This is a genomic window from Enterobacter sp. S-33 (assembly GCF_028735835.1).
Taxonomy (GTDB): domain Bacteria; phylum Pseudomonadota; class Gammaproteobacteria; order Enterobacterales; family Enterobacteriaceae; genus Enterobacter; species Enterobacter vonholyi.
Genome location: NZ_CP117838.1, coordinates 188,241 through 208,284, shown reverse-complemented (window position 1 = coordinate 208,284; position 20,044 = coordinate 188,241). Strand labels below are relative to the sequence as shown.

The 20,044-nt window shown below is 55.3% G+C and carries 16 protein-coding genes and 5 tRNA genes; 6 read left to right on the top strand and 15 right to left on the bottom strand.

Translation table 11 applies throughout. The features are described 5' to 3' along the window. Positions 1-133 precede the first annotated feature (133 nt). From tuf to PUP35_RS00925, 5 genes are all read right to left on the bottom strand, one after another. Positions 134-1,318 (bottom strand): elongation factor Tu, encoded by a 1,185-nt coding sequence (gene tuf / locus PUP35_RS00945; RefSeq protein ID WP_014068448.1) that lies wholly within the window; start codon positions 1,316-1,318, stop codon positions 134-136. Positions 1,319-1,436: 118 nt separating this feature from the next. Next, positions 1,437-1,512 (bottom strand) — tRNA-Thr (locus tag PUP35_RS00940). A 6-nt stretch (positions 1,513-1,518) separates the two neighbouring features. Continuing rightward, positions 1,519-1,593 (bottom strand) — tRNA-Gly (locus PUP35_RS00935). 117 nt (positions 1,594-1,710) lie between these two features. Next, positions 1,711-1,795 (bottom strand) — tRNA-Tyr (locus tag PUP35_RS00930). 8 nt (positions 1,796-1,803) lie between these two features. After that, positions 1,804-1,879 (bottom strand) — tRNA-Thr (locus PUP35_RS00925). 317 nt (positions 1,880-2,196) lie between these two features. Here PUP35_RS00925 and coaA point away from each other — a divergent pair. Further along, on the top strand, positions 2,197-3,147 hold the full coding sequence (coaA, locus tag PUP35_RS00920) for a type I pantothenate kinase (RefSeq protein ID WP_021242480.1): 951 nt from the start codon (positions 2,197-2,199) through the stop codon (positions 3,145-3,147). 43 nt (positions 3,148-3,190) lie between these two features. On the opposite strand, the gene dppF is transcribed toward coaA, so the two are convergent. The 9 genes from dppF to PUP35_RS00875 form a co-directional block, all read right to left on the bottom strand. Next, positions 3,191-4,204: a dipeptide ABC transporter ATP-binding subunit DppF gene (dppF, locus tag PUP35_RS00915; protein WP_032644494.1), complete on the bottom strand. Its 1,014-nt coding sequence runs from the start codon at positions 4,202-4,204 to the stop codon at positions 3,191-3,193. After that, positions 4,201-5,184 carry a dipeptide ABC transporter ATP-binding protein gene (gene dppD, locus PUP35_RS00910; RefSeq protein ID WP_133293554.1) on the bottom strand — a complete coding sequence of 328 codons (984 nt, stop codon included), beginning with the start codon at positions 5,182-5,184 and terminating at the stop codon, positions 4,201-4,203. The genes dppF and dppD overlap by 4 nt, the downstream gene beginning before the upstream one ends. Positions 5,185-5,194: 10 nt before the next feature. Next, positions 5,195-6,097, bottom strand: a complete 903-nt coding sequence (gene dppC, locus PUP35_RS00905) for a dipeptide ABC transporter permease DppC (RefSeq protein WP_274241657.1) — start codon at positions 6,095-6,097, stop codon at positions 5,195-5,197. A 9-nt stretch (positions 6,098-6,106) separates the two neighbouring features. Continuing rightward, the gene (gene dppB, locus PUP35_RS00900) at positions 6,107-7,126 is read right to left on the bottom strand and encodes a dipeptide ABC transporter permease DppB (RefSeq protein WP_008502770.1); all 1,020 of its coding nucleotides are present in this window, start codon (positions 7,124-7,126) and stop codon (positions 6,107-6,109) included. A gap of 160 nt (positions 7,127-7,286) precedes the next feature. After that, on the bottom strand, positions 7,287-8,894 hold the full coding sequence (gene dppA, locus PUP35_RS00895) for a dipeptide ABC transporter periplasmic-binding protein DppA (RefSeq protein ID WP_111964353.1): 1,608 nt from the start codon (positions 8,892-8,894) through the stop codon (positions 7,287-7,289). A gap of 620 nt (positions 8,895-9,514) precedes the next feature. After that, positions 9,515-9,591 (bottom strand) — tRNA-Pro (locus PUP35_RS00890). A 91-nt stretch (positions 9,592-9,682) separates the two neighbouring features. Continuing rightward, positions 9,683-11,377 (bottom strand): kdo(2)-lipid A phosphoethanolamine 7''-transferase, encoded by a 1,695-nt coding sequence (gene eptB / locus PUP35_RS00885; protein WP_274241652.1) that lies wholly within the window; start codon positions 11,375-11,377, stop codon positions 9,683-9,685. A gap of 239 nt (positions 11,378-11,616) precedes the next feature. Beyond that, positions 11,617-12,819, bottom strand: a complete 1,203-nt coding sequence (locus PUP35_RS00880; RefSeq protein WP_248175438.1) for an L-lactate MFS transporter — start codon at positions 12,817-12,819, stop codon at positions 11,617-11,619. A gap of 238 nt (positions 12,820-13,057) precedes the next feature. Further along, positions 13,058-13,756 (bottom strand): autotransporter domain-containing protein, encoded by a 699-nt coding sequence (locus PUP35_RS00875; RefSeq protein ID WP_115876658.1) that lies wholly within the window; start codon positions 13,754-13,756, stop codon positions 13,058-13,060. A gap of 162 nt (positions 13,757-13,918) precedes the next feature. Between PUP35_RS00875 and tag the strand changes: the two genes are divergently transcribed. Further along, positions 13,919-14,500, top strand: a complete 582-nt coding sequence (gene tag, locus PUP35_RS00870) for a DNA-3-methyladenine glycosylase I (protein WP_115876659.1) — start codon at positions 13,919-13,921, stop codon at positions 14,498-14,500. Next, on the top strand, positions 14,478-14,924 hold the full coding sequence (locus PUP35_RS00865) for an N-acetyltransferase (protein WP_115876660.1): 447 nt from the start codon (positions 14,478-14,480) through the stop codon (positions 14,922-14,924). The genes tag and PUP35_RS00865 overlap by 23 nt, the downstream gene beginning before the upstream one ends. Here the strand turns inward: PUP35_RS00865 and PUP35_RS00860 are convergent. Then, entirely contained in the window at positions 14,887-17,166 is a 2,280-nt protein-coding gene (locus tag PUP35_RS00860; RefSeq protein WP_274243368.1) for a molybdopterin guanine dinucleotide-containing S/N-oxide reductase, read from the bottom strand. The genes PUP35_RS00865 and PUP35_RS00860 overlap by 38 nt on opposite strands. Before the next feature lie 213 nt (positions 17,167-17,379). Here PUP35_RS00860 and PUP35_RS00855 point away from each other — a divergent pair, with 213 nt between their 5' ends. The 3 genes from PUP35_RS00855 to PUP35_RS00845 all read left to right on the top strand — a co-directional run bounded on the left by PUP35_RS00855 (position 17,380) and on the right by PUP35_RS00845 (position 20,041). Continuing rightward, positions 17,380-18,042 carry an OmpA family lipoprotein gene (locus tag PUP35_RS00855; protein ID WP_032650803.1) on the top strand — a complete coding sequence of 221 codons (663 nt, stop codon included), beginning with the start codon at positions 17,380-17,382 and terminating at the stop codon, positions 18,040-18,042. 129 nt (positions 18,043-18,171) lie between these two features. Continuing rightward, entirely contained in the window at positions 18,172-19,188 is a 1,017-nt protein-coding gene (locus tag PUP35_RS00850) for a LacI family DNA-binding transcriptional regulator (protein ID WP_008502761.1), read from the top strand. A 103-nt stretch (positions 19,189-19,291) separates the two neighbouring features. Further along, positions 19,292-20,041 carry a sugar phosphate isomerase/epimerase family protein gene (locus PUP35_RS00845; protein WP_127729188.1) on the top strand — a complete coding sequence of 250 codons (750 nt, stop codon included), beginning with the start codon at positions 19,292-19,294 and terminating at the stop codon, positions 20,039-20,041. Positions 20,042-20,044: the final 3 nt, after the last annotated feature.

The following is a 20,044-nucleotide window of genomic DNA, read 5'->3' as shown; positions in this document are numbered from 1 at the left end:
CTCTGCAGAGCCTGTCTCAGCAATGATTATGACAAAAATAATCACTGATGAGCCAGGTTCTGATGTGAAAGCGTGCAAAAAGGGCATCAAATGATGCCCTTTTCATGCGCATTGCGTCAAATGTTATCAGCGATTAGCCGAGAACTTTAGCAACCACGCCCGCGCCAACGGTACGGCCACCTTCACGGATTGCGAAACGCAGACCGTCGTCCATCGCGATTGGGTGGATCAGAGTCACAACCATCTTGATGTTGTCGCCTGGCATTACCATCTCAACGCCTTCTGGCAGTTCGATGGTACCGGTCACGTCAGTTGTACGGAAGTAGAACTGTGGACGGTAGCCTTTGAAGAACGGAGTATGACGGCCGCCTTCGTCTTTGGACAGAATGTACACTTCAGATTCGAACTTGGTGTGTGGCTTGATTGAGCCTGGCTTCGCCAGAACCTGACCACGTTCGATTTCTTCACGTTTGATACCACGCAGCAGAACACCAACGTTCTCACCAGCACGGCCTTCGTCCAGCAGTTTGCGGAACATTTCAACGCCAGTACAGGTAGACTTCGCAGTCTCTTTGATACCAACGATTTCAACTTCTTCACCAACTTTGATGATACCGCGCTCTACACGACCGGTAACAACGGTACCACGACCGGAGATGGAGAATACGTCTTCGATTGGCAGCAGGAATGGCTTGTCAATCGCACGCTCTGGTTCTGGGATGTAAGAATCCAGGAAGCCAGCCAGTTCGATGATTTTCGCTTCCCACTCAGCTTCGCCTTCCAGCGCTTTCAGAGCAGAACCACGAACGATTGGAGTATCGTCGCCTGGGAAATCGTACTGAGACAGCAGTTCACGAACTTCCATCTCTACCAGTTCCAGCAGCTCTTCGTCATCAACCATGTCGCACTTGTTCAGGAACACGATGATGAAAGGAACGCCTACCTGACGACCCAGCAGGATGTGCTCACGAGTCTGAGGCATTGGGCCGTCAGTCGCAGCAACAACCAGGATCGCGCCGTCCATCTGCGCAGCACCGGTGATCATGTTTTTAACATAGTCGGCGTGGCCTGGGCAGTCTACGTGTGCGTAGTGGCGAGTCGGGGTGTCGTACTCAACGTGAGAGGTGTTGATAGTGATACCACGAGCTTTTTCTTCTGGTGCGTTATCGATCTGGTCGAAAGCACGAGCAGAACCACCGTAGGTTTTTGCCAGAACGGTAGTGATTGCAGCGGTCAGCGTTGTTTTACCATGGTCAACGTGGCCGATAGTACCGACGTTAACGTGCGGTTTTGTACGTTCAAACTTTTCTTTAGACATCGATTGTCCCTCTAAGACACGGATAAATCGGTGATATCACCACATCAACCAGGCGAAATGCCTGAATTGTTGAATACAGTAAAATTGAAACAGAGAGAAACGGGAAGGAGAAGTGAAGTGGTGCTGATACCCAGAGTCGAACTGGGGACCTCACCCTTACCAAGGGTGCGCTCTACCAACTGAGCCATATCAGCACGTATTGGAGCGGGCAGCGGGAATCGAACCCGCATCATCAGCTTGGAAGGCTGAGGTAATAGCCATTATACGATGCCCGCATCCTGAAACTCGGCTACCCAGTTCTTTCTGTAACAAAAAAAGAGATTTCTCTCTTTTTCAGTTTGAGCTGGCTAATTTTTCCAACCAGCTCCGGCGGCATTTACGCTGCCAGAAAGTGGTGGTGGGGGAAGGATTCGAACCTTCGAAGTCTGTGACGGCAGATTTACAGTCTGCTCCCTTTGGCCGCTCGGGAACCCCACCGGACTTGATGGTGCCGACTACCGGAATCGAACTGGTGACCTACTGATTACAAGTCAGTTGCTCTACCTACTGAGCTAAGTCGGCATCAAGTAGCGCGCATTCTATGGATACCTGCGCGGTCATGCAACTAAAAATTTGCATAAAACGTTCTTTCGCTCACATTTTATGCGAACAGCGTATAGAGCGCTGTAAAAGTAGCCATTCGAGGTCAAATATTCAACATATCATCGTGATTTGCACCGTATTCACCGTAGCGTGACGGCTTCCGCGTAACGCAGCGCTTTCCATCTTTTTTCTTATTATTCCCGTCATCTGGTGTTAACCTCCTGCCCATTGTCCAAAATTAACTATGTGATGAGCCACGATCCGGCAGTGTGGTGCTGGCTCGCTGAAGCATGCTTATGAGCAAAAAAGAGCAAACGTTAATGACGCCTTATCTTCACTTTAACCGCAGCCAGTGGGCTGCCCTGCGTGATTCCGTCCCTATGACGCTGACGGAAGGTGAAATCGCACGGTTAAAAGGGATAAACGAAGATCTGTCCCTGGAAGAGGTGGCAGAAATTTATCTCCCCCTCTCTCGCTTGCTTAACTTCTATATCAGCTCAAACCTGCGTCGTCAGGCCGTGCTGGAGCAGTTTCTCGGGACGAACGGTCAACGCATTCCTTATATCATTAGTATCGCAGGCAGCGTGGCCGTGGGTAAAAGTACCACCGCGCGCGTCCTGCAGGCACTGTTGAGCCGCTGGCCGGAACACCGCAGCGTGGAGCTGATCACCACCGACGGTTTTCTGCACCCGAACGAGGTATTAAAAGAACGTGGGCTGATGAAGAAGAAGGGCTTCCCGCTCTCTTACGATATGCACCGTCTGGTGAAATTTGTCTCTGACCTGAAATCCGGCGTGCCGCACGTGACTGCGCCAGTCTATTCGCACCTGATCTACGATCGCATCCCGGGTGGGGATAAAACGGTGGTTCAGCCGGATATTCTCATTCTGGAAGGTCTGAACGTGCTGCAAAGCGGCATGGACTATCCTCACGACCCGCATCACGTATTCGTCTCGGATTTCGTCGATTTCTCTATTTATGTCGATGCGCCGGAAGACCTGCTGCAAAACTGGTACATCAACCGCTTCCTGAAGTTCCGCGAAGGGGCGTTCACCGATCCGGATTCCTATTTCCACCACTATGCTCAGCTTTCTGAAGAAGAAGCGATCAATGTGGCGACGGGGCTATGGAATGAGATCAACTACGTGAACCTCAAAGAGAACATCCTGCCGACGCGCGAGCGTGCGAGCCTGATCCTCACCAAGAGCGAGAAGCACGCCGTCGACCAGATTCGCCTGCGGAAATAATCAATCAGACATAAAAAAACCGGCTTAGCGCCGGTTTTTTTCGTTATGCGTGTGGCTTCTCGCCATTTTCATCCTGATCGACCGCGAAGCAGGCAACCAGCTGGCCGCCATAATCCTTCAGCTGCGGCTGGAGCTGGGTGCACGGGCCAAAGCGGCGGCTGCAGCGGGCGTTGAATGCACATCCCGGAGGCGGATTCAGCGGACTTGGCAATTCACCCGTCAGCTTAATACGCTCACGACGATCGTCCGGGTTCAGACGCGGCGTCGCAGACAGCAGCGCCTGGGTATACGGGTGACGAGGATTATTAAAGATCTGGTCTTTGGTCCCCTTCTCCACGCAGCGTCCCAGGTACATCACCATCACCTCATCAGCAATATGCTCCACCACCGACAGGTCGTGGGAGATGAAAACGTAAGACAGCCCCAGCTCCTGCTGCAGATCCATCATCAGGTTCAGCACCTGCGCACGCACGGATACGTCGAGCGCGGAGACCGGCTCATCGGCAATCACCACGTCCGGATCGAGCATCAGCCCGCGCGCGATAGCAATACGCTGACGCTGGCCACCGGAGAACATGTGCGGATAGCGATCGTAATGCTCGGTTTTGAGGCCGACCTTCGCCATCATCGCCAGCGCTTTTTCACGGCGCTGCTCTTTGCTCAGATTACTGTTGATCAGCAGCGGCTCTTCCAGAATCTGTCCCACTTTTTTACGCGGGTTCAGCGAACCATACGGGTTCTGGAACACAATCTGGATTTTCTGGCGACGCAGCTTCTGCGCCTGCGGATCGTGCTTGAGTAGATCTTGCCCCTGATAATAGAGCTCACCGCCGGTCGGCACTTCAATCATCGTCAGCAGACGGCCCAGCGTGGATTTCCCGCAGCCTGACTCTCCCACCACCGCCAGCGTTTTACCGCGTTCGAGGTTAAAGGAGACGCCGTCCAGCGCTTTTACCAGGCGTTCAGGGGCAAACAGTCCCTTCTTCACCGGGTAGTATTTTTTCAGGTCGATGGCCTGCAACAGCGGCTGTTGCGTGGTGGCCTGTTGCGTACTCATAGTGTTGGCCTCCCGGCATCATCGAGTGGGTAGTGGCATTTCGACTGACGACCATCAGCCAGCTGGTTCAGATCTGGCTCCTCCGCCCGGCATTTGTCCGTCGCATATGGACAGCGCGGATTGAGCAGACAGCCCTGCGGACGGTCATATTTACCCGGCACCACACCCGGCAGCGACGCCAGACGCGCTTTGTCCTGAGCAAACTCCGGCAGCGCGCGTAAAAGCGCCTGGGTATACGGGTGACGCGGCGCGCGGAAAATATCGTGAGAATTTCCGGTCTCAACCACCTGGCCCGCATACATCACGATGATTTTGTGCGCGGCTTCGGCCACCAGCGCCAGATCGTGCGTAATCAGCACCAGCGCCATATTCTCTTTCTGCTGCAGCTCCAGCAGCAGTTCGATGATTTGTGCCTGAATAGTCACATCCAGCGCCGTCGTCGGTTCATCCGCAATCAGCAGCTTTGGCCGACAGGCAATCGCCATCGCGATCATCACGCGCTGGCTCATCCCACCGGAGAGCTGATGCGGGTAAACGTCCAGCCGCGATGCCGGGTCAGGAATACCTACCTGGTTCAGCAGATCGATCGCGCGCTGGCGACGGGTTTTCTTATTCCCACCCTGATGCACCTTAATCGCTTCCATAATCTGGAAACCAACGGTGTAGCAGGGGTTAAGGCTGGTCATCGGATCCTGGAAAATCATCGCCACTTCGGCGCCCACCAGCTGGCGGCGCTGTTTTTCAGAAATGCGCTTCAGATCCTGACCGTTGAACTGTAGGTTTTCCGCCATCACGCGGCCCGGGTAATCAATCAGCCCCATGATCGCCAGTGAACTCACCGACTTACCGGAACCGGACTCCCCGACAATGCCTACCACTTCGCCCTGATTTACGCTGTAGCTGATGCGGTCCACGGCGCGAAACGGGGTGCCTTCATCGCCGAAGTGCACCGATAATTTATCTACATTTAATAACGCCATCTCGTGCCTCTTACTGCTTCAGTTTGGGATCAAGCGCATCACGCAGGCCATCACCCATCAGGTTAAATGCCAGCACCGTCAGCAGGATTGCCAGACCCGGGAAGGTGACAACCCACCAGGCGCTTTGTGCGAACTGCAACACGTCGGAGAGCATGGTGCCCCACTCCGGTGTTGGCGGCTGCGCACCCATTCCCAGGAAGCCAAGAGCGGCCATATCAAGAATGGCGTTAGAGAAACCGAGCGACGCCTGAACGATCAGCGGCGCAAGGCAGTTAGGGAAGATATTCACGAACATCTGGCGCATCGCACCGGCCCCCGCCACACGAGAGGCGGTAACGTAATCGCGGTTCACTTCCACCAGCACCGCCGCACGGGTTAAACGTACATAGTGAGGAAGCGCCACGAACGTCAGCGCCAGGGCGGCATTACCGATCGACGGACCAAAGATCGCCACCAGCACCAGGGCCAGCAGCAGGCTTGGCAGCGCCAGCATAATGTCGACGATACGCATGATGATGTTATCAACGATACCGCCGAAGTAACCGGCAACCAGGCCGAGAACGATCCCCATAATCAGGGAGAGCACCACCACCAGGCAGCCGACCAGCAGCGACAGGCGCGCGCCGTACATCAGACGCGACAGCACATCGCGGCCCACGTCATCGGTACCGAGCAGGTGCGCCAGGCTACCGCCGTCCTGCCACGCAGGTGGCGCGAGCAGCGCATCGCGGAACTGGTCCGCCGGATTATACGGTGCGAGGAAGTTCGCAAACACCGCAATCAGGATCATGATAGCAACATACACCAGACCTACTACCGCACCTTTATTGCGCTTGAAGTAGTGCCAGAATTCCTGCAGCGGCGTCATAGGAACCGGTGCCGCGACCGCTTTATTTTGAGTGACTTGTGACATGATGGTCCCTTACTTCTTATGACGAATACGCGGGTTCACCACGCCGTACAGCAAATCGACCAGCAGGTTGACGAGGATAATCATCGTCGCGACCAGCAGTACACCGCCCTGCACAACCGGATAGTCACGGCGTTGCAGCGCGTCAATCAGCCAGCGGCCCAGGCCCGGCCAGGAGAAGATGGTTTCGGTCAGAATCGCCCCCGCCAGCAACGTCCCCACCTGGAGACCGATAACGGTCACCACCGGCAGCATGGCATTACGCAGCGCGTGAACAATGATGACGCGCATACGCGTCAGGCCCTTGGCGCGCGCGGTGCGTATATAATCCTCACCCAGCACTTCCAGCATCGATGAACGGGTCATACGCACGATCACCGCCAGAGGAATGGTCCCCAGCACCATGGCAGGCAGGATCATGTGCGCGACGGCATCCATGAAGTTGCCCTCCTCGCCCCAGATAGCCGTATCAATCAGCATAAAGCCGGTGAGCGGGTTGGAGTCATCCAGGAAGACCATATCGCTAACGCGCCCGGAGACCGGGGTCAGGTTAAGCTGCACCGAGACCAGCATGATCAGCATCATGCCCCACCAGAAGATAGGCATGGAGTAGCCGGTCAGCGCCAGGCCCACGGCGGTATGGTCAAAAATAGAGCCACGCTTAACGGCTGCCAGTACCCCAACCGGGATACCTACCGCAGTGGCGAAAATCATGGCGCAGACGCCAAGCTCCAGCGTCGCTTTAAAACGCGGCACGAACTCGTCCCACACCGGAAGACGGCTTTTCAGCGAAATCCCTAAATCACCGTGCAGCACGCCCCAGATATAGTGGAGATACTGCTGCCACATCGGCTTATCGAGACCGAGTTCAGCCAGCAGCTGTGCATGGCGCTCAGGGGAAATACCACGCTCGCCCGCCATAATCATTACCGGGTCGCCGGGGATCATATGGACGAAGGCAAAAGTGAGAAGGGTGATACCGATAAACGTGGGGATAACAAGTCCCAGACGTCGGAGGATGAACTGCAACATAACCCGGATTCTCTCTGATGACGCACGACCAGTGGCGTGACGTCTGTATTGCTCACAAATGTAAATTTCTTCTCCCTTGAGAGAAGATGAGGGTGAGGGGATGCATGCACGCCCCTCACCCCTGCCCTCTCCCGGAGGGAGAGGGAAAACACCCTACTTATTATTCAACAGATACGTTCTCGAAGTGGTGTTTGCCCAGTGGATCAACCACGTAGCCCTTCACTTCTTTACGCACTGGCTCGTACACGGTGGAGTGAGCAACAATCAGCGCCGGAGCCTGATCGTGCATAACAACCTGAGCCTGCTTGTACAGTTCAATACGTTTGTTGTGATCGTCGGTCGCACGCGCCGGCTGGATCAGGTCTTCAAACGGCTTGTAGCACCAGCGAGAGTAGTTAGAACCGTCTTTCGCCGCCGCGCAGCTGAACAGGGTAGCGAAGAAGTTGTCCGGATCCCCGTTATCACCGGTCCAGCCCATCATTACCGCCTGGTGCTCACCCGCTTTAGCGCGCTTCAGGTACTCGCCCCACTCGTAGGTCACAATCTTGGCCTGAACGCCAATCTTAGCCCAGTCAGCCTGAACCATTTCTGCCATGCGGCGTGCGTTCGGGTTGTACGGACGCTGTACCGGCATCGCCCACAGCTCGACGGTGAAGCCTTTATCCTGGCCCGCTTCTTTCAGCAGCGCTTTCGCTTTCTCAGGATCGTAGCTGTAGTCTTTAACGTCGTCGTTATAGCCCCACATGGTTGGTGGGATCAGGTTTTTGGCTGCAACGCCAGCGCCCTGGTAAACCGCCTTGATGATCGCTTCTTTGTTCACCGCGTAGGTCAGCGCCTGACGCACTTTCACGTCATCAAACGGTTTCTTCTCGGTGTTGAAGGAGAGATAGCCCACGTTCAGGCCAGCCTGCTCCAGCAGGTTGATGTTCTTGTCCTGCTTCATGCGGGCAATGTCAGCCGGGTTCGGGTATGGCATAACCTGGCATTCGTTTTTCTGCAGTTTTGCATAACGCACTGATGCATCAGGCGTAATGGAGAAGACCAGACGGTCGATCTGCGGCTTGGTGCCCCAATAGCCTTCGAACGCTTTGTACAGAATGCGGGAGTCTTTCTGGTACTGCAGCAGCTGGAATGGACCGGTACCGATTGGGTTCAGGTCGACTTTTTCCGGCGTACCGGCTTTCAGCATGTTGTCCGCATACTCTTTGGACAGAATTGAAGCAAAGTCCATAGCCAGGTCAGCCAGGAATGGCGCTTCCGGACGCGTCAGCACGAACTGAACGGTATTGTCGTCCACTTTTTTCACTTCAGAAATCAGATCCGGCAGGCCCATCCCTTCGAAGTATTCATAGCTGCCGCCAGACACTTTGTGGTACGGGTTCTGCGCGTTTTTCTGACGATCGAAGGAGAACACAACGTCGTCGGCGTTAAAGTCGCGCGTTGGTTTGAATTCTTTGCTGTCCTGCCACTTCACGCCTTTGCGCAGGTGGAAGGTATAGGTTTTGCCGTCTTCGCTGACGTCCCACTTCTCTGCCAGCCCCGGAATCACTTCCGTGGTACCGGTTTTGAATTCAACCAGACGGTTATAGATCGGTACAGAGCTTGCGTCGTAAGTCGTACCAGAGGTAAAGAGCTGTGGGTTAAAGCCTTCCGGCGAGCCTTCAGAACAGTAAACCAGGGTTTTTGCCTGTACGCTTGCTGCCACGGTCATAGCCACCAGGCTCAGACCAAGCTTCAGCATCCCTGACTTCTTCAAGGAAATACTCATTATTCTGCTCCAATGTGATGTTTTGCTTTGTTGTGTTACGCCGCCAGACCTTTATTTATTTTTTACCCGGTCCGGTCGGTGATGCCCGAAGGCTTTAAAGGGATGGAGAATCCTTTCAGAAGAGCGTTTGAGTTGCAGCGCAGATCGTCCCTGAAATGCCCCTCATGCCCTACAATCTGTCAACAGAATGTGAAAACGTCAATACAGGTGACGGGGATTTACGCTGAGTGTGAGAAACCGCAAACAAAGATTAAAAAAACTATGTATGCCAGTTTTCAGCAGGGAAATTTATGCTACTCGCTATCCTGCAGCACAAGTCTCTTCATATTTCGCAACAATCAGTGATTAACTTTTATTCAGAATGGGTAAATTTTCTTGCAGAATGGTGATTATCTGAGCACTAAATTCCATGAACGCTAAAACGCACAGCGAAAAATGCTGAGGTTATCCATAAGCAACGCGAAAAAAGATCAATCTATATATAAAAAAATACAATGGATTATGTCACAAAATCGTTAACAGGCAGGAAGAAGCGGATCTAAGGGGCGTTTTGGATACTCTGGCGGGATAAGGTCATAATGCAAAAAGGGCTAACCTTGCGGTTAGCCCTTTTCAGAATGTGGTCGGCGAGAGAGGATTCGAACCTCCGACCCACTGGTCCCAAACCAGTTGCGCTACCAAGCTGCGCTACTCGCCGAATGCGGAGCGCATCTTACTGCTGAGGTGCGCCCCCGTCAATCCCTTATTTTCAAAAAGCCATTCAACTGGCGATATTCTCGCCAGAGCAGCTACTGCGCGGTTTTTACGCTGTTAGCAGGGAGTTTACACCAGTTGTTGTTTTCGTTAATCCCACCGTTCGGTGAGGTATAGCCGAGACAACCCATAATGGTGTCGTACAGCTCAACGTGACGACGCGGCACCTTCATCTCCGCCTCTTTCTTCAGCTGAGCAAACATCTTCGCCTTCTCCGGGTTTTCCAGGTACTTATCCGACATCCACATGATCATCGGCACGCGGAACTGTTCAGGCGGTGCCAGCTTGCGCGGCGTACCGTGCAGATGCTCTTTCTCGTTGATGGATTCACCGTGGTCTGCCGCATAAATCACAATCGCTTTCTTATCGCGCAGCTGGTCGATCACCCGGCTCAGGAAGGTATCCACATACAGCACTGAGTTATCATAGGCATTGATCAGCTCCTGCTTGCTGCAGTCTTTATTAATGCCCACGCACTCAGGCTGCCACTTCGCGAAATCACGCGTGTAGCGCTGGTAATAGCTGTAATGCGATCCTTTGGTATGCAGAATGACAAGATGCTTGCCCTGCGGATGATTCTTGAGGGATTGCGACATTTCTTCCAGCAGCAGCATGTCGTCGACGTTTTTACCGCGATTACGCGGTTCGGCGCCAATCTGCTCACGGTACGCGATATTATCTGCCAGGGTATTGGTGTAGAACCACATCTCACTTTGCATGGCAAACAGGTCTGAGCTAAATCCAAGCTGCTTCAGCACGGCAAAGACGTTTTGCTCTTTCAGCGTACGCTGCGGGTTATCGCTTGCACCGCCTTCGCGAACAAACATACAGCGCAGCGAAAGCTTGGTCGCGGTATCGCAGGAGTAACCCCGGTACGCCACCAGGTTCTTCTCCTGCGCCAGCTTTGGCGTGGTATCCCGGTTATAGCCGAGAATGCCCATATGATCCCAGCGCGTCGTTTCGCCAATGACAAAAACGACGTACGTATCATCAAGCCCGTCGGCTGGCGGCTGGTAGGTGAATTTTTTCAGTGGATTGATCAGCGACTTAACATCACCGGATTCATCCGCCTGCGCCCAGGCATACAGACCTAACGCTGACAGCCAGTTAGACGGCAAATAGGAGTTTGCCACCACGCCGCCATAGCTTGGCATATCCACGCCCGTCGCTTTTTCAACGCGTTTTTGCTGCGTTTCCATCAGGCGGATAGGCGCCCATACCAGCAGACCGGCCAGCAGGACGACGACGATATTGCGGATCCGCTGTCCACGCGTGCGCAGCTGGCGTAACAGCGTATAGCGGCACGTATTGTTCCAGATAAAGAACAGCGGGATCAGACAGGTTAAAGCCGTCCAGACGATAAAGCCTTTCCCTACCACCTCTTTCGAGAGATCGATATCCGTGGTCATCACCGAGGCAACAATACCGTACCCAATGACCACGTTCATAAAGGTCATGTAATAGCTTGCGGCGGCAGAAATAATCACCACCAGCGAGGCCAAAATTTGCCAGGTACGTCGGCCAAAAAGGGACAGCAGGCGTAAGAGGAAGAAGGTAGCGAGGACGGAGCCGAACACTTCAATTGCGGCAAAAATACAATTACTTACGGTAAGGTTTTCGAAATAACCTTCCACTCTTCTGAACAGTACCGCGCCATTCAGAAATAATCCGATATAGACAGCCAGCATCAGACACAATCTTTGCTGGGTAAGAGACCTAATGTATTTCATGCAAACAACCCTGGGGGAAGGGGTATAAAGACCCGTCGAATCTCAAAGAGAAAGCGGACAGAGTAAGTAAATGCGTAAGGAAGCGTTATGAGAAACGTCTACAAGCGCGGTAAGTAGACCACAGCGGGAGAGAAAAGTGGCAGCAGAGAGTGTGATCGGTGTAAATTTTTACAAAATATCGAGACGGGAAGCGTCTCGCATAAAGACAAAAGAGGCCACAGAGGCCTCTTTCATACCGCTTACGCATGCGCTTCTTTGAATACTTCGCGCTGCGGCTGGCGAATCGTGGTTGAGAGCGCCAGCGAGATAATCAGCAGGGCAAATATTACGCAGAAGGTCACGTAGAACCCGCCGAACAGGGAGGCAATCAGCGAGCCGCAGATACTGCCGATCCCGAAGCCCAGATAGATAACGCCGTAGTTTTTCGCCAGATTGTTCAGGCCAAAGAACTCGCTCACCAGTGACGGGAAGACGGTAATAGTGCCGCCGAAGTTAAAGGCCACGCAGGCAATCGCCGCAAAGAAGGTGGCTTCATTCAGCGGAGCGAACAGCAGCGCCGCCATACCGACCAGCGAGACCACTTGCCCAATCGTAATCACGCGGATGCGGGCAATTTTGTCAGACAGAATACCGAGCACCAGACGACCGGAGAGGTTGGCAATGGAGATGACCGTCACCGCGTTCGCCGCCGTGGCCGCATCCAGCTTCACCATGCCCTGCGCGATATCCTTCGCCACGCCGATAACATACAGACCGCTCATGCAGGCAGTCAGGAACATTACCGCCAGCATCCAGTACTGTGGCTTACGCATGGACTGCGCGAGGGTGAAGTCGTTCTCCACCACGCCGTTCACGGATTTAACCTCCTGCTGCGGCGCATCGTTCATCAGCGTGGCGCCGAACAAAATCATCACCAGCACGATTGCGCCCCAGATCATAAAGGTTTTTTCGAGGCCGACGGACGCCAGCAAATGGGCATCGATAAATTTGAACCCGAGGCTGCCCAGGCCATAAGAGCCGATGGCAAACGCGGAGATTAAACCTTTACGCTCCGGGAACCACTTCACGCAGTTCGACAGGGTCAGCAGGTAACCTGCGCCATCGGCCAGACCCACCAGCACGCCGGCGCTCAGCCACAACATCATCAGGTTGCTGGAGTGCGCCGTCAGGAAAAAGCCCAGACCCAGCAGGATGCCGGACGCCATGGTCACGCGCTTCACGCCAAAACGCTCCTGCAGCTTACCCGCGACGGAAGATGAAATCGCCAGACCCAGGCTCAGCAAACCAAAGGAGAACGCGACCTGGCTGACCGGCGCGCCGAGTTTGTCGGAAAGCGCGCTGTTGAACAGGCTCCAGGTATAGACCGACCCCAATGCAAACTGAGTGACGATGGTGCCAAAGAGCGTGAGCCAGCGCGTGCGGTTATAGGTTGATGTGTTCATGGCAGTTGTCCTGCAAGAGAAATTAAGGAAGTTCGCTGAGGACAACGATAAACAAAACCTTAAAACACCTGGGGTAAAACGGCATGAAATGCAGGCGGAACGGAATGAAATGCCTGGAATCGGGAATGAATGACCTGGCACGGGAATAAAGCGATAGCATGTTAGTATCTGCTATCGCTGTAAAGCCCGTGGTTATTGTATTCGAGATGTTACCGTAACGTTTAAAAAAGTAACAACTCTAGAAATTTGCGCTGACGCCGAGTGTGTATAAAAACTCCTCACCGGTGGTGGTGTGCTCCCCCTGAGCCAGCGACGCATAGGCCGCCATACGCGTGTTAAAGGGAATATCCGTTCCCACGGTGACATCCATCCAGCTACCGTTTTGGGCAGGGGCTGGCGTTTGCGGCATGCCAAACTGCGATTTCCACTGGTTTTCACCAAACTGCTGGTTATAGCTAATCTGCGCCCACGGACGGAGATCGCCATACTGGGTATTCACGCGCCACCCCAGCGTGCTGACGCTGGCATGCCAGAGCGGGTCGGTGATTGCTTGCGTCGACGCGCTATCACCAAACTCGTTGATCATCATGGGAGTCGTGCCGTCGTACCGCCATGCCACCACCGGGCCGGTGGTGATGCGTGCTGAAACGGGAAAATTCCAGCCCACGCTCATTGCCCCCTCCGTCGTTCTGCCAGACGGTATATTCAGGGCAAGTCCCGGCGCGTTCTGCGAAGACTGAATACGCTCAGCCAGAATATCCTCATAACGCGGTTGGTGATCCGCGTCCCATGTATAGCGTTCCGCCGTATTATTCTGGGCGTCTGAAACGATATATTCCTGTTGCCAGGCAGACGCTGTATTACAAAAGAACAGGCAGGCTGAAATTCCCACCAGGCCAGAAGCAGCATGGCGACCACTGATTTTTTTTATCATCATCAACGCGACCCCAGAGAGAGCCGAATTCGGCGATATTTGTCGTTATTCAGGAAGAGCTTAGAGAGCATATGGCCCTGTATTAACTATTGTCTTTATAGTAAACACGTCAAGCCAGTCAGAACGAAATTTTTGCGAAATCAGTATCAATAAGGGAGATGACGGATGGAACGTTGCGGTTGGGTAAGCCAGGATCAGCTTTATATCGACTATCACGATCGGGAATGGGGCGTGCCGGAAAGGGATGGCAAAAAGCTCTTCGAGATGATCTGCCTGGAGGGCCAGCAGGCGGGGTTATCATGGATTACGGTACTGAAAAAACGTGAAAATTACCGCAACGCTTTCCATCAGTTCGATCCCGTCGCCGTCGCTGTGATGACCGATGAGGACGTGGAGCGGCTGGTGCAGGACGCCGGCATCATCCGCCATCGCGGTAAGATCCAGGCCATCATCGGCAACGCACGCGCTTACCTGGCGATGGAGCAAAACGGCGAATCATTTTCAGATTTTGTCTGGACGTTTGTGAACAACAAACCGCAACTCACTCAGGCCGCCACGCTCGCGGAAATCCCGGCCTCCACCCCGGCCTCGGATGCGCTCTCGAAAGCACTGAAAAAACGCGGCTTTAAGTTTGTCGGCTCCACCATCTGCTACGCCTTTATGCAGGCCTGTGGCCTGGTCAATGACCACGTTACCGGCTGCTTCTGTCATCCGGGAGGCCATCATGATCCGCAAATGGCAAAATGAGAATACCGCGCCGCTTTTGAGCCTGTGGCTTGAAAGCACCACGGAAGCGCATCCGTTTATCGAGCCGGGTTACTGGAAAGAGAACGAGGCCATGGTGCGGGACGTTTACCTGCCGTCGGCGGAAACCTGGGTTTGGGAACAGGATGGCGAACCTTACGGATTTATCAGCGTGATGCAGTCTCAGTTTGTCGGCGCCCTGTTTGTGGCGCCGTCATGCATCGGGAAAGGCATTGGGCGCGCGCTGCTGAACCATGTTCAACAGCGCTTCCCGCACTTAACTCTGGAGGTGTACCAGAAAAATGTCCGGGCGGTGAATTTCTATCATGCTCATGGCTTTCGCATTGAAGACAGCGCCTGGCAGGATGATACTCAGCACCCGACATGGATCATGAGCTGGCAGGCGGATCAAACGCCGTTAAGGTAAGCTCGGGCCCCTCATATTTCTCGACCCAGGCCAGCGCCGTGTTCCCTGCGCAACCATTCCCCAGCTTCGAGCTGGGGAGATCTTTGGTCAGCACGTTAACCGCCCCGTTTTTACAGATACCGCCCTCGGCGGGCTCAAGGTCGGGCCATGCGCCCTGATGAATACAGATCACGCCCGGTTTAATTCCGTCGCTCACCACCGCCCCTGCCAGCACCTGCCCGCGCGAGTTCCAGACGCGCACCACGTCACCGTCGGCAATCCCGCGCGCTTTCGCATCATGGGTATTCAGCGTGATGGGCTCTCGCCCGGCGACCGCATACTGCTCGCGCAGGGACGTATAGTTAAGCTGGCTGTGCAGACGGTGCGCTGGATGCGCAGACAACACCTGTAGCTGTTCCGGCCGGGCGTTGCCGTGCCACTCATCCGGCTCGAGCCAGGTAGGGTGCGGTGGGCAATCGGCATAGCCAAAGCTGGCGATGCGCTCGCTGTAAATCACGATCTTTCCGCTCTCTGTTTTCAGCGGGTGGTTCTCGGGGTCGCGACGGAAATCGGCAAAACGGACAAACTTCGCGTTCTGCTCGCTCTCCGGCATCTCGACAATCTGGTTCGCCTCCCAAAACTCAGCGAATGGCGGAAGCGTCACGCCCTGCGCTGCGCCGCGCTGTCCGGCAATCTGGTAGAAGGTCTCCAGCCATTGCAGATCGCTTTTCCCTTCGGTAAAACGCTCGCGGCCGCCCGTTTCCCACAGTTCGCTCAGTTCAGCAAACACCTCAAAATCATCACGTGCTTCATCTCGCGGGGCCACTACGCGCTTCATCGGAACCATATGCTGGTTGCTGTAGTCACCGGTCATGGTGAGATCGTTACGCTCAAACGAGGTGGTCGCCGGCAGCACGATATCTGCATGCTTAGCCGAACCGGTCCAGAAGCACTCGGAAATCACCACCAGCTCCGGCTTTTGCCAGGCGCGGATCAGGCGGTTGGTATCCTGATGGTGCGTGAAGTTCGACCCGCCAGCCCACCAGACAAATTTAATGTCCGGGAAATGGCGGTCCAGACCGTTGTGCTGATAAAAACCACCGGGGTTTTCAAGGGCTTCAACAATACGCGCCACCGGGATTTTATCCACGGCATCCACGCCGCCCTGCACCGAGCCCTGCAGAGACGCCAGCACCGCCGCTTTACGCGTGGGGTTGCCGCCGTTAGCAAAGTGATAGGAGAGACCAAAACCACCGCCCGGCGTGCCGATCTGCCCAAGCATCGCAGCAAGGGTCACCAGCATCCAGTGTTTTTGCTCGCCAAACTGCTGGCGCTGCATTCCCCAGCCGGACATTAACATCGTGGTATTTTTATGGAACAACGCCGCCAGTTCGCGGATTTTTTCCGCAGGAACGCCACAAATATTTGCCGCCCACTCTGCCGTTTTCGCAATCCCATCGGATTGACCCGTCAGGTAGACGGCGAATTTATCGAAACCGGTGGTACAGCGCGTCAGGAATTCGACATCGTGCCAGCCGTTCTCCACCAGGGTATGGGCGATACCCAGCATCATTGCCACGTCGGTGCCCATATGCGGGGCAACCCACTCGGCGCTGTCGCCAAAGAAATCCATGGTTTCAGAACGCATCGGGTCAATGCAGATGATGCGCTTGCCGCTTTTACGCAGCGCGTCGAAATACCCAATGCCCTGCTCGTCGCTGGCATTCCAGGCAATTTTCAGCGTGTTAAGGGGGTTAGCGCTCCACAGTACGACCACATCGGTATGCTCCAGCACCAGCGGCCAGCTGGTCTGCTGCTGGTACACTTCGTTCCCGCCCACGACGTACGGCATGATCGCTTGCGCCGCGCCGGTGGAGTAATCCCCCAGATGACCGGTATAGCCTCCCGCCAGGCTCATGTAGCGCTGCAGCAGCGTCGAGGCTTTGTGCAGCACGCCGTTTGAACGCCAGCCGTAGGACCCGGCGAAAATGGACGACGGACCGTAGCTGTTGCGGATACGCTTGTGCTGGGCGTGGATCAGCGCCAGCGCGTCATCCCAGCTCACGCGAACAAACTCATCCTGACCGCGAATACCCTGCGGCTTGTCCGGCGAGGCCAGAAAACCTTGACGCACCATCGGCCAGCGCACGCGCGTTTTGCTGTGCACCTGATCGCGAACGACGGTCTGTAACGAGTTGGGATGTTGGGTTGGCAGTGCCCCGCGGGACGACAGAACATTTTCGCCATCGGTTTCGACCAGCATCGGACCCCAGTGGGCGGCGGTCAGAATGGTTTTCGTTGAGGTGCTCAAGCGTGCGCTCCTGGTTGCGTGCAGGTTTTACGGCCTTCTTTGCTGAGGCAGTTTATGGTTTGTCACAAATTTCAGAGTTATACCCGGAATTTTCTCCGTATCTGGACGTCATAATCAACTGCCACGCTCGCCGTGGCAAAGAATAAAAAGGATTAAGGAAAGAAGATGAAAAAACGCGTACTCGTTATTGCCGCTCTGGTGAGCGGTGCCCTGGCTGTTTCTGGCTGCACAACCAACCCTTACACCGGTGAACGCGAAGCGGGTAAATCCGGCATTGGCGCGGGTATCGGCTCGCTGGTCGGCGCAGGCGTTGGGGCGCTCTCCTCCTCCAAGAAAGACCGCGGCAAAGGCGCGCTGATTGGCGCAGCGGCGGGCGCGGCGCTGGGCGGCGGCGTTGGTTATTACATGGACGTGCAGGAAGCGAAGCTGCGCGACAAAATGAAGGGAACCGGCGTGAGCGTGACGCGCAGCGGCGATAACATCATCCTGAACATGCCGAACAACGTGACCTTCGACAGCAGCAGCGCAACGCTGAAACCAGCAGGTGCGAATACGCTCACCGGCGTGGCAATGGTGCTGAAAGAGTACAACAAGACTGCCGTGAACGTGATGGGCTATACCGATAGCACCGGCAGCCAGGAACTGAACATGCGTCTGTCCCAGCAGCGCGCCGACGCCGTGGCCAGCTCGCTCATCACTCAGGGCGTTGAAGCAAACCGCATCCGCACCAGCGGCATGGGCCCTGCCAACCCTATCGCCAGCAACAGCACGGCGGAAGGCAAAGCGCAGAACCGCCGCGTTGAGATTACGTTGAGCCCAATTCAGTAATTGCATTTCCTCCTCTCCCAGCGGGAGAGGGTCGGGGTGAGGGCATCAAGCCCCACACCCCGGCATGAACCACTTGCCATCGTTGATTTTCCCGCTAAGGTATTCTCACTAAATTCAGGGAAATCAGCGATGAGCAAACCAGCCCGGGCCACCATCAGCGACGTGGCGAAAGCCGCCAAAACCGGTAAAACCAGTATTTCGCGCTACCTTAACGGTGAAAAACACCTGCTGTCCGATGCGTTGCTGGCGCGAATTGAACAGGCCATTGCCGATCTCGACTACCGTCCCAGCCTCATGGCGCGCGGGCTTAAACGCGGTCGCACCCGTCTTATCGGACTTATCATCGCCGATATCACTAATCCCTACTCCGTTAACGTGCTCAGCGGTATCGAAGCCGCCTGTCGCGAGAAGGGGTTCACGCCACTGGTCTGTAATACCAATAATGAAGTCGACCAGGAGCTGCACTATCTCGACCTGCTGCGCAGCTATCAGGTGGAAGGGATTGTGGTCAACGCGGTAGGCATGCGTGAAGAGGGGTTAAACCGCCTGCAGCAGTCCTCTCTGCCTATGGTCCTCATCGACCGTAAAATCCCTGAATTTGCCTGCGATGTCGTCGGGCTGGATAACACCCAGGCCGCCACGACCGCTACCGAACATCTCATTGAACAGGGCTTCGAGGCTATTCTGTTTCTGAGTGAACCGCTGGGGATGGTCAATACCCGTCGCGAGCGCCTGAGTGCATTTCGCGCCACGCTGGAGCGATATCCCGGCGTGATCGCCGAAAATGCCGAAACGCCGCTTCACGAAGCCGGGCAGCTCGACAACACCCTGCGTCAGTTCCACACGCGCCATCGCGGGATGCGCAAAGCCGTTATCTCGGCCAACGGGGCGCTGACGCTTCAGGTCGCCCGCTCGCTCAAGCGCATTGGCCTCCACTGGGGCAGCGACATCGGTCTGCTGGGGTTTGATGAACTGGAGTGGGCGGAACTGGCTGGCGTAGGCATTACCACCCTCAAGCAGCCCACCTGGCAAATTGGCTATGCTGCTGTTGAACAAGTGGTTCGTCGTATTGAAGGTACCAGCGATGCCGTTCGCGAGCAGGTCTTCTCCGGCGAGCTGATCGTTCGTGGCTCCACCGCGCGTTAAATTTCCCTTGTGATAGCGATCATAAATTCAACATCCTGACCTTTTCTTTGGAACCGGTTCCATCTAGCGTAATAGTATTGATATGTTGCGATGGAGTCCGAAGATGGGCAGGAAAATTATGGTGGTCACCGCCGCGTACGGTGCGGAACAGGTGCGACAGGCAGGCGGTCAGCGGGCGATGCTTCCCGTTATTGCAGGCGCAGGGGCAGACGGCGTGGAGATCCGCCGGGAACTGTTCAATAGCGAAGAGCTGCTGGCACTGCCTGCGCTGGGTGAATCCATTGAGCTGCTGGGCCTGCTTGCGTGCTACTCCGCACCCGCCGCCCTGTTTATGCCCGACGGCAACCTCAACCCGGACCTGCCCCGCTATCTTTCTGAAGCCAACACCCTGAACGCCCTGTGGCTGAAGGTTTCCCTGGGCCATTTCCGCGACGCGCAGCCTCTTGACGACTTGCGTAGCCTGCTTAATGCAAGCGGTATGGCGCTGGTCGTGGAGAACGATCAGACCGACTGCGGGCAGCTCGCCCCCATGCAGCGCTTCCAGGCCGCCTGTCGGGAAATGGCTTTACCCGTCACGCTAACCTTCGACATGGGCAACTGGCTATGGGTCGGTGATTCCCCCGAAGAGGCCGCGCGTCATCTGGCCCCTGCGGTGAGCTATATCCACGTGAAGGCCGCCGTGCCGCATAAAGATAACTTCCGCGCCGTGGCGCCGGACCGCGCCGATGCGCGCTGGCTGGATCTGCTCGGCCAGCTGCCTGCCGATGCCCCGCGCGGTATCGAGTTCCCGCTGGAAGGGGCGGATTTAACCGCCGTTACCCGCCATTACGTCAACCTGCTGCGCGAGGAGTAAACC